Here is an 863-nt window from a genome sequence, read left to right on the forward strand (position 1 = left end):
AGGACCGTTCCACTAACTTCCAAGATGCTTAAGGGCTAATCCCCGTTCGCTCGCCGCTACTGAGGGAATCTCGGTTGATTTCTTTTCCTCGGGGTACTTAGATGTTTCAGTTCTCCCGGTTCGCCTCGCTACGCTATGTATTCACGTAGCGATACCTAGCTTATGCTAAGTGGGTTTCCCCATTCGGAAATCCGTGAGTCGTAATGTCTCTTACCGACTGCTCACGGCTTATCGCAGGTTAGTACGTCCTTCATCGCCTCTGACTGCCAAGGCATCCACCATGTACGCTTAGTCACTTAACCATACAACCCCAAGAAGTGTCGTCGAAACGGCATTCAAGTTGCTGTACAACAAGGACCAAATAAAATTTGGTTTTCGCCAAGAAGTTTCCAAAGCACTTGTAACAAATGTTTGAGAACTACTTTTTAAATCAGCTTTCCAGATTGTTAAAGAGCATGTTTGCAACAGCGCGAGGCCGAAGAAAACAGAGTTAAGAATCAGTTCTTAACTCTGCATTCTTGTTAGCAAGAAGAGAAGTGGCGTCCCCTAGGGGATTCGAACCCCTGTTACCGCCGTGAAAGGGCGGTGTCCTAGGCCTCTAGACGAAGGGGACCCCGAGTCTGCTTTGCAGTGCTTGCGCACTGAGACAACAGGTAGCAGTAAACTGCTATTCACATCCTGTTATCCGGCAGAAGAGGTTTTCTCTCATCCATCCCAAAGGCTGGACAACAGAAGCTGATGCATCACTGCACCAGGTCTTTGCTCTAACTACTTTGAATCAAGGCAATCTGTGTGAACACTCAACAACTTCGTCATCATTAAGGTAAGGAGGTGATCCAACCCCAGGTTCCCCTAGGGTTACC

1 tRNA gene and 1 rRNA gene are annotated in these 863 nt (G+C 47.9%); both read right to left on the reverse strand.

Annotated features, from left to right (window positions below):
• A 23S ribosomal RNA gene (locus J9892_RS22670) occupies positions 1-302 on the reverse strand; the annotation flags it as partial.
• 235 nt (positions 303-537) lie between these two features.
• Positions 538-613 (reverse strand) — tRNA-Glu (locus J9892_RS22675).
• Positions 614-863: the final 250 nt, after the last annotated feature.

The sequence above is a fragment of the Aeromonas sp. Prich7-2 genome (genome assembly GCF_017939255.1).
Lineage (GTDB): Bacteria > Pseudomonadota > Gammaproteobacteria > Enterobacterales > Aeromonadaceae > Aeromonas > Aeromonas caviae.